The 9,425-nt window shown below is 67.4% G+C and carries 7 protein-coding genes and 1 pseudogene; 2 read left to right on the top strand and 6 right to left on the bottom strand.

Going from position 1 to position 9,425, the window contains the following annotated elements; all coding sequences use genetic code 11:
• The first annotated feature begins 141 nt into the window (after window positions 1-141).
• Together ACFY3U_RS27725 and ACFY3U_RS27730 are read left to right on the top strand one after the other, a co-directional pair.
• On the top strand, window positions 142-1,257 hold the full coding sequence (locus ACFY3U_RS27725) for a hypothetical protein (protein ID WP_387206927.1): 1,116 nt from the start codon (window positions 142-144) through the stop codon (window positions 1,255-1,257).
• A gap of 105 nt (window positions 1,258-1,362) precedes the next feature.
• Window positions 1,363-2,514 carry a hypothetical protein gene (locus tag ACFY3U_RS27730; RefSeq protein WP_387206929.1) on the top strand — a complete coding sequence of 384 codons (1,152 nt, stop codon included), beginning with the start codon at window positions 1,363-1,365 and terminating at the stop codon, window positions 2,512-2,514.
• A 307-nt stretch (window positions 2,515-2,821) separates the two neighbouring features.
• Here the strand turns inward: ACFY3U_RS27730 and ACFY3U_RS27735 are convergent.
• The 6 genes and pseudogenes from ACFY3U_RS27735 to ACFY3U_RS27760 form a co-directional block, all read right to left on the bottom strand.
• Window positions 2,822-3,068 (bottom strand): annotated as a pseudogene (locus tag ACFY3U_RS27735) (transposase); the annotation flags it as partial.
• A 30-nt stretch (window positions 3,069-3,098) separates the two neighbouring features.
• Window positions 3,099-4,565 (bottom strand): MFS transporter, encoded by a 1,467-nt coding sequence (locus tag ACFY3U_RS27740; protein WP_387206931.1) that lies wholly within the window; start codon window positions 4,563-4,565, stop codon window positions 3,099-3,101.
• A gap of 630 nt (window positions 4,566-5,195) precedes the next feature.
• The gene (locus tag ACFY3U_RS27745; RefSeq protein ID WP_387206932.1) at window positions 5,196-6,029 is read right to left on the bottom strand and encodes an SAM-dependent methyltransferase; all 834 of its coding nucleotides are present in this window, start codon (window positions 6,027-6,029) and stop codon (window positions 5,196-5,198) included.
• A gap of 225 nt (window positions 6,030-6,254) precedes the next feature.
• A complete protein-coding gene (locus ACFY3U_RS27750; protein ID WP_387206933.1) occupies window positions 6,255-7,595 on the bottom strand; it encodes a ferric reductase-like transmembrane domain-containing protein in 1,341 nt (446 codons plus the stop codon).
• A 189-nt stretch (window positions 7,596-7,784) separates the two neighbouring features.
• On the bottom strand, window positions 7,785-8,435 hold the full coding sequence (locus ACFY3U_RS27755; RefSeq protein ID WP_387206934.1) for an NAD(P)-dependent oxidoreductase: 651 nt from the start codon (window positions 8,433-8,435) through the stop codon (window positions 7,785-7,787).
• Between the two features lie 171 nt (window positions 8,436-8,606).
• Complete coding sequence (locus ACFY3U_RS27760) at window positions 8,607-9,407, bottom strand: RNA polymerase sigma factor (protein WP_387206936.1); 801 nt, start codon at window positions 9,405-9,407, stop codon at window positions 8,607-8,609.
• Window positions 9,408-9,425: the final 18 nt, after the last annotated feature.

The following is a 9,425-nucleotide window of genomic DNA, read 5'->3' on the forward strand; positions in this document are numbered from 1 at the left end:
GGCAACCGGCAACCGGCACACCACCAGGCCCGAGCAACGTCGCCACGCCCGGCCAACGGGTCGACGGCTATCGAAGCAGGCCACTGCACCGCTTCACCGAGCCCAGACGACCTCGACCGACTTCGAAGGGAGGACTCCACCGTGGCTAACGCCAAGCTGGCCGGCATGGAGCCGCGTATCCTCACCCAGCCTGCGGGACGGCCCTTGATGCCACGGGCAGCCGTAGGGATGTCCCGGCGTCGGTTGCTGACGGCGGGCCTGGGTGTCGCCGCGGGTCTCGGGGCGGGAACGCTGGCCGGCGTGGTCGACGTGACGGCCGCCTACGCCAACGCGTCGACCTGGACGATCGACGCGGCCGGCTGGGCGATCGAACTCGTGGTGTTCAAGAGGCTCGCCACCCCCGATCCTGGTCGGCTGTCGGGGGGCTTCATCGCCAACACCCGCCGGGTCGGCGTCCCGGAGTGGGAGCCCGCACTCGCGTACGCCGACACCGAGTACGGCCGCCCCAAAGGCGTCAACTTCTGCAGAATCGTGCTACGCCCCGATCGGACCATGGAGAAGTTGCAGATCTACCGCACCCTCCAGGTCGGGCCTCAGGGCCCCAGCGGCTACTGGTTCGAGGTGTTCGCGCCCACGTATGCGGCACCGTACTGGCGGCGCACCGATGGCACCTATCCCTGGAAGGTGGTCAGCGGTTTCAGCCCCACCGGAGCTCCATGGGACCTTCCCGTGGACACCAAGCCGCGTGCGACCGGTGGCATCGAGCTCGTCAGCGGCCAGCACACGGGTATCGCCACCTGGCCGATCACCCATCCCGGGGGGTCCGGACTGCGCGACATGCACTGGGTCGACATCGGGGAACTCCGACAGTCCTGGATGAGCCTCGGAGATTCCGGCGCGATCGGCTGGACCTCGGTCAATACCGTTGGCGGCCAGTTGCACGCCCAGGTCGGCTGGTGGAAGAACTACGCCTACTACAAGCCACTCACCTTCGTGCGACCGCTCGACACCCGCTTCGGGCAATTCGAGTACTACTACGGCAGCCAGTATGAGGATGCCTGGTACGACGACGGCGAATGGGCATCGACCGTGTACTGGCGAGCGGGCAACGGGCTGCGGTTCAAGACGGTCAGCATCTCGCCGACCGGTGACTACTTCGGATGGCGAACAAACGCCTTCACGATCAACGAATACGGCTTCCGCTTCGACCTCGGCGACTCCGCGCTGTATGACCGCACGAACGTGCCGTACGGCTGACCGCGGCTCGATCGCTGCCTTGACGAGCAGAACCGCAGAGGCGCCTTTCCGCGCCGCTTCAATGAATGCGGCCATCGTCCGACCTGGGAGTAAGGGGATCCGACCGTGGAAGACGGCAACATGATCACACGCCGACGGCTGTTGAAAGCCGGCTCGGGCGCCCTGGCGGGCCTGGCTGCCGGAGCCAGCTTCGCCTCGCTCGACGCCGCTCCTGCCAGCGCTTCGGCTCCGGCGAGCTGGCTCATCGACGCGGCGGGCTACCCGGTGGAGCTGAGCTTCTCCAAGAAGATCGGGTCGGGCGCGCACTGGAGCGTCGACGGCGGATTCGCCGCCAACACCCGCCCCTACGGGACCTCGGCCTGGGAACCGGCCCTCGCGTTCGGCACCTATGAACAGCAGGGCGTGGACTTCTGCAGATTGATCATCAGCCCCGGAGCCAACCCCAACGGCTACTTCAAAGACCTCGAGAAAATCCAGATCTATCGCACCGTCTCGATGACGGCTTCAGGGCCCACGGGCTACTGGTTCGAGGTGTACCCCCCGGGGGGATGGTACGGAAATGCGGGTGATTGGACCAAGAGCTCCACCGCTCCCTGGCGGGTGGTGAGCGGCTACAGCAACAGCGGCTACCCGTGGGACCTGCCGGTGGACACCGAACGGAAGTGGCTCCTGCAGCGGCACTACTCCAGCCAGCCGAACCAGCGCTTGGACTGGTGGCGGATCTACCCTGACCACTCACTGCCGGGTTTCAGCACCCGCATGGAAGAGTGGCACTGGTACACGCCGGGAAAGGTCAGGCAGAGCTGGATGTCCATGAGCGGCGCCACCGCCCTCGGGGTCACCTATGGCGAGTACGACAAGTACGGCACGATCGCTTGGGACCACGGCAAGCGCAACGTTCACTTTCGCAGACCGCTGCTGGCGGTACGGCCGCTCGATCGCAGCTTCAACGAATTCGAGATCTGGGACTGCCTTGACATGGTCGACGCCTGGAGCGACGACGACGTCGACGAGGTGAGCTGGCAGAACAACACCGACGGCTACATGCCGATGGACGGCTCGCTGTTCGTGTCACCGAGCGTCTGGTGGCGTGACGGATCGGCGCGCCGGTTTCGCTCTTCGGACATGACTCCCACGGCGAGTTCCTTCTGGAGGAGCAACGCGTGGCAGGATGACGGCAGCGGCTCAGCGACCTATCACAGTCTGGTGAACATCGGCAACGCCGCTTACTACGACCGCTACCACTACCCCCACTGAGGGGCGTCTCGAAACGGGCGAAGGGGTGGGCGGCACACCGGTGATCCCGCGGGATCTAGAAGCTCTTCACGGGGGCCAGGGCGCGTTCGCGCGTACTGGCCCCCGACGCCCGCTACGCCAACGTCACCGCACCCTGCTCGACGGGCTGGGCCTCCTCGGACACCGACGTCCCGTCAGAGTGGAACGCTCGGCGGCACGCCGCGGGGACGTGCGCGTGGCGCGGCTGACGTGGTGCCGGTAGGTGATCGGGGAGTCGAAGCGCACCGCCGCGGCGATCTGCGAAGCGACCGGCACGCGACGGCAGAAGATCGCGGGTGCCCGGCTGCTGGCGCGGCCTGCGGGCGTGGACGTTGGTCGGTTTACCGCCCGGTCGAGGACGCAGCTGTCGTCCCAGGACTCCGGCCCGAGCAACCGCCCGCTCAGCACCGCCGACGCGGCGTCGGTCACGGCGCGGACGCTGACGGCGATCTGGCAGTTGGCAGCCCTTGCCGAGGTTCAGAGTATGGCCGGCCCACGCACGCCGCGGCTTTGCCGTCTTGGGGAAACTCGGCGTCCCACCGCCCACACCTTCATGCGCCAGGGCTTCATCGCACGCGGCTCCTTGAGAGGTACAACCCCTGGCCGTCGGTCAACAGATCGGTGGCTGCTTCCGGGTAGGCCAGCCGCAGGGTGGGATCGTCGGCGTAGCTCATGCGGATGGTTGCCTCATCGAGGGGAAGCACCATGGTGAGGTCGGCGTAGGCCATGCGGATGGTGGGCCCGTCGGTGGGAAGCACCATCGTGAGGTCGGCGTGGGGACTCCTGATGGTGGGCCCGCCGTACATCACTTCGACTCCACCGGGACGGGTGAGCAGAGCGCGTCGTGTTGCGGCGGCCAGCGCGGATCCGAGCCCGGCGGACAGCAGCCCGGCCAGGATCCAACCCGGCCCGCCGAGGCCGATGACAAGCCCGGTGGCAAGCAACGGCCCGGCGACCGCCTCCACGGACATGCCCAGGGCGAACGCTCCCTGGTACTGCCCCGGGTAGCGGCTGTCGGCGAGCTCGAAGCTGAACGACCACGCGGCCACCGACGTCAGCAGCTCACCCACGGTCAGTCCGACCACGCCCACAGCAAGGAGCAGGAGCGCGAACACACGGGGCGCGGCTGCGGAAGTGGCGAACAACCCCGATGCTGGCAGGATGAGCCACGCACCGAGCCGAGCGGCCCGTCGCGCCGCATCCGCGGTGTCGGCGCGCCTGCTGACATGCACCTGCAGTGCTATACCCAGCACCGTGTTGCAGGCGATCAGGGCTGCGACGTAGCTGGGCGGCACATCGGTGTAGGCGGCCACCCACAGCGGCAGTGCGATCGTCAACAAACTGCGGTACGTCGCCAGTAGGCCACACAACACCGCGACCGACATGTACGGCGCGTCCCGCAGCGCCACCCAGCTGCGCGACGGCGGGGCCACGGCAACCGGCGGCGGCACCGTCTGCCGGGGCAGCCGCTTCACAAGCACCGCGGTGAACGCGGCCGCCGCCGTGTTGCAGAAGATCATGGTCAGATACCCGCCGCGCGTGTCCAGATACAGCGGGACCCCGGCCGCGAGCGTGCCCAGGGAAGTCCCGAGTTTGGACACCGACCGCAGGTGCGCCTTGAGCTCGACCCGACCCCGGCCGGTGGTCAGGCCGGCGATGACAGTGTTGCGTGCCACCCGCGCGCCCTGGTCGGCCACGTTGAGTGCGCAGACCGCGATGAGGAAGGAGGCGAAGTCGTACACGATGCTGTAGCTCGCGAAAAGTACCGCCTGAGCGACGGACAGGACCACGAGCAGCTTGCGGGCGCCCACCCGGTCCGCGAGGCGGCCCGCCATCAGTGCGGCCACCACGGTGAGGAGCCCGGCGGAGGCCGTACCGATGCCCACTTCACCCACGGTGAGGCCCACGGACCGGATGAGGAAGATCGCGTTACAGGCAGCGAAGCTACCGAAGCCCGCGCCGTACACGAACGAGGCAACAGCCAGAGTTCGCGCTTCCCGGCCCGGAGGTAGGAGTGTCGAGAACCGCGACACGAGGACTCCCCTTTATCGGCTGCGAGATGATCGAATTGGCACCACAGCCGGGCCGGAGCGGACTATCGCCCGACGGATGCGCGTGGCGGTCGCGGCGTGTGCCGCTCCGCCATCGCTGCACCCGTGTTCGACCCCGCTGAGCTGCCCAAGGCAGTACGGCTGGCCGCCTCGCCCCGGTTTGAAAAGTGCCGACGGTCTCATCAGCTGCCGTGCTCGCGTCCGACCCGGATCGGTGGTGACTCGCCGTCAGCGGGGACGCAGCGGCCGCAGTGGCAGAGGCTGACCACTCCGGCCGCCTCGGCGGCCTTTCTGGGCGATCGACCGGCCCGCCGCCTCACGGTGGAGCGGGCACCGGGCGGGGCTCAGCTGCACGTCGACTGCGGAGATGGCCGCGGATCTGCCCGCCCTCCCACACGAGGTGAACTCCGGCGGCGTGTCTGCCGTGCCACGCCGCTACGGGGCCAGCGACGTCCGAGGCGCCGTCGGGCGGTAGGGGAACACCGGATCGGCGCCGCGCGGCCCCGCAGCAGGTCGTGGGGATGTTCGGCTACGGGTGCTAGCCACGTGACGTCGGAGTATCGGGAACTCCCGCTTCGGCGCTGCTAGCACCCACTGTCGCGAGGTGGGTTCCTAGCCGGCGTTCTCAGCCCGCAGCAGCGGGACTCGCGCGTACTCCGTTGGGATGTGTTCGATGGGGTCGTCGATCAGCACGTTGTTCCTGACCGCAGTCGCTCTCACATAGCCGAGGTATCGTCCTGCGTCGGCCTTCAATGCCTCGATCTCGGTGATATTGTCGGGCGCGATAGCGTACTGCCAGTCGAGCCACCGCAGCCACCCGTCGGCCATGTTCCCGACCGACTGGACGTCGACCAGGCCGCTGCGCTGCCAGTGTTGCCGCCACCACAGCGGCGGATGGAGGCAGGCCAAGCTGGGCTCCCACCACAGCCGAAGGTGCTCCGGCACGTCAACACCGATCTCCTGCACAAGGCCGGCGCCGGCGACGCCGATCACCCCTCCAGGCTTCACCAAGCGCATGAGGTAACTGAGGTAGAGATCATCAGTGCCGTAATACACATACGAGTCGATGCTCACCACCGCGTCGAAGAAGTCTCTCGGGAAGGGCAACGAGCGCGCATCGGCATGGATCGAGAAGACCTGTCCGTCGAGTCCGGCGTCGCGCACGCGCGACTGGCGGTCATCCGCGCCGAACCAAAGATCAGTGGCCCAAACCTGTACGCCGAACTCCCGAGCAAAAAAGATCGATGAGGCGCCCCTGCCGCAGCCCAGGTCGAGAATTCGCATGCCTGGCCTGAGGTCAATCTCTTGGCTGAGCCACTCCGCCATCCACAAAGAGTTGGCCCCGCCGCTGACGCAACTGCTCAGCCAGTCCGGGTTGTACTGCGAAGCGCGCGGGAAAGACGGATGGCGGAAATAGTCTTTAGTGGGCTGATATTCCGGGTTCATTCTGCTCCCAACGGTTCGTGTCTCTCGAAGCGCCGGTGCGGTGCTGGACGCTCCTCCTGGCGCTGACGGGGCTGGGACCGTCCGCCGGCCGACCCCCATGACACTACGAACGCCTACGCGAGATCGGTTCCCGCGAGGCCGGCCGGAAATCACCTCATGGCTGCTTACGCTCTCACGTAGGTGCCAGTCCGGCTCCCACAACCAGTCGCTTGGCGGAACGCCGGATCAAGCGAAGCCGAACCGCTCGGCGTGTACCTGCCGACGGGGAAGACCCAGGTCGTGCAGGCTGCGGACGACCGCCTCGGTCATGGCCGGCGGTCCACAGACGAAGACGTCACGCTCGATGATGTCCGGCACGAGCACGAGCAGGCCATCGGGGGAGAAGGGCGGATGGTTCGGCGCGTCTGTGCCGCTTCGACCGGTGAGCAGATGCAGGACGGCGCCCCGGTCCTGAGCCAGCGAACGCAGTTCGGGCAGAAGCACCGCGTCGGACGTCGACCGCGCTCGGTACAGCACGGTCACCGGCCCGGTGAGCTCCTCGAGGAGGGCTCGGATGGGGGTGACGCCGACACCACCAGCGATCAGGACCGTACCGCTGGCCGTCTTCTGCCTGCCGGTGAACGCACCATAGGGCCCTTCTGCGAAGACCCTCGTGCCCAGCGGCACATGCTGGAGACGCCTGCTGACATCGCCGACAGCCTTCACCGTGAGTCGTAGCGAGCGGCCGTTGGGCGCGGCGGACAGCGAGAACGGGTTGCCTTGCCACCAGGGGTTGTGGTCAGGGAAGCGCCAGACCATGAACTGACCGGCCTGGGCGGGCAGGCGGTCCAGGCGGTGCCCCCGGATGTAGATGGACACGACGCCCGGCCCCTCTGGGACGACGGCCGCGACGCGGAACCGGTGGTATGCGTTGCGCCAGATCGGCATGATCACGCGACCGACGAGCAGGGCGAGGACCACGATGATCAGCATGCTGTACCAGTAGGCGAAATACCACGTCGTCGCACGTAGAGTGGTGGTTTCCAGTAGCTGGTGCGCGATCCCGAGCAACAGGGCCGCATAGAGCGTGAGATGGACCAGGTGCCAGACCTCGTACCGCAGGCGTCTCCGCAGCGGTCGCACGGAGAGGACCGCCACCACCGCGAACAGGGTTCCGGCGCAGATTCCCAGCAGCGAGGCGGGCACACCAGCGAGGCTGATGAACGTCTGCGACGGTGTACTTCCCGCGAGTTCGGCGTAGCCGAGGACGGCGAGGGTGGCATGCAGCGCGACCGTCCACACCAGAAGGAATCCCAGCCAGCGGTGCCAGGATGTGAGGCGGTCCATCCCCAGCCGTCGGTCGAGCCAGGGAAGCCGTGCGACCAGCAGCAGCTGGAAGATTGTGAACAGGCCGGCGTGCAGGGCGAAGAACTTGCTCATGGTCAGGATCAAGTTCTTGCCCGCGCCATACTGAACGAACATGATTTCGATGAGCATGATGTTCACCCCGGCCGCGGCTGTGAGCAGACTGGCGGCCAGTGCCCGCGGGGAAGACCTTCCCGTGGCGACGGCTCTGTGCGTAGTCATCGATATTCCTTCTCGGTCCGGCTCAAGCCGTGGCCCAGCGTCGACGCAGTGCGGACGGCGTTGGCAGCGCGAATGGCGTTCACAGGTTTCACGGCGGCTGACGCTTGTCGGTTCGGAGACCGTGTGGAACGCAGCCCGGACCCCGTAAGCCGCCACGTCCACCGATACTGGGGACGTGGCGCCTCAGGTTCAGGCTCCGAGCGCAGCGCTCACATCAACGGGCGGGGCCAGGATGACCCGTCGCCCTGACCAGGTCCGATCAGTGAGCTGCGCCAGCATGAAGTTGGCGGCGTCGGCACGACTGATCCTGGGCAGGCCGCGGAAGCGCAGGTCGGTGCCGACGCTGTAGCCCTCCGCAGGCCCGTTCGACAGCAGCACCGGATAGACCAGCGTGACATCCAGACCGCTCTGCAGGAGCCGCCGGTCCGCGACGGTCTTGTCGGCCAGGACCTTGCGCAGCAGGGTGCCGTAGAGCAGTCGCTGGGGCAGCGACGCGTACGACGGCGTATCACCCGCTCCGAAGGCCGACAGGAAGATCAGCCGGGACACCCCGGACTGACTCATCGCCGGAACGAGGGCCGCGGCGGCCTCACTGACGATCTCCGACCGGAAGCTCTTACCTGGACCGAGCGTACTCAGAACGGCATCGTTGCCGGGAATCACGTCGCGTAGTGCTGTCTCGTCGGTGGCGTCTCCGGTCACCTCGGTCACCCGGCTGTTCCATTGGCGCACTGCGCCCGTTCTGCGCACCAGCACCGTCACATGGTGCCCGCCCTCCAACGCCTTACCCAGGAGAATCCGACCGGTCGGACCGCTGGCACCGAGTAGTAGCAGCCGCACCAGAGACCGCCTTTCTGTTCAGCGCCCGTGGGCGCCGTAGATGGGCCTCCGCCCGAGTGCAGGCTCCCGGGCGCTCCCGTCGTGCCCGGGCCGAAACGGAGCCAGGCCCGAACGGACTGATCATTGGGCGGCCCGCGCACCTGCCGAGACAGGCAACGGCGCCGCGGAGGACTACGAAGCCTCGGCAGGCGCTTCGTCTCGAAGGTGCGCCAATAGAGCCGCCAGTCGCTGTTGCGCACGTGCGGTCCGGCTCTTCACGGTTCCGATCGGGACCCCGAGGTGTCCGGCGATCTCCGTCTGCGTCATCTGATGGAAGTAGGCGAGCTTCAGTACCTGTCGTTCCCGCGCCGGCAACTGGACGAGTGCCGACCGCACCTGCCACGCCCGCCAGCTGTCCTCGAGAGACGGACCGGGAATCGCGAGAAGGCTCTCTGTCGCGGGCTCGGACAGTGACGTGTTCCACCTCCCCCGGCGTTCGCGGCGGTACAGGTCGATGGCCGCTCGACGGGTGATGGCGTGGAGCCAGGGTTGCAGTCCACCGCTCCGGCCCTCGAGCCGCTGCGCTCCACGCCATGCCTGGAAGAACGCCTGCTGTACGGCTTCTGCGGCGTCTTCCCTGTTACCGAGAAGCCGGAAGGCCGCCGAGAACATCGCCGGAGCGAACTGCTGGTAGACCTCGGCGAGAGCTCCCTCATCACCTCTCCGGAGGCGCTCCTCCAGTGAAGGTCCGTCCTCCGGCGGCCGTTGGTCCGTCCCTGGATGGGTTGATGGCTGAGGCGATGACGCGAGCGCTGGAACGCTCGCCATGGCGCTGGCCGTCCCGGCGGGTTGGTGCTGGGAGGACACGCTTTCCGTGACACAGCTGGGCACGCCCCCAGCCTGGCCCGGCCAACCCGGCGGGACATCGGTAGCCACTACGTAATTACCTGTGCTCCATCTCGGAGAGGTCTGGCGGCTTTTGAGGGGGTACATGTCGTTATGGGGGTTGCG

This window comes from Micromonospora sp. NPDC000089 (assembly GCF_042899365.1).
In the GTDB taxonomy this organism is placed as follows: domain Bacteria; phylum Actinomycetota; class Actinomycetes; order Mycobacteriales; family Micromonosporaceae; genus Micromonospora.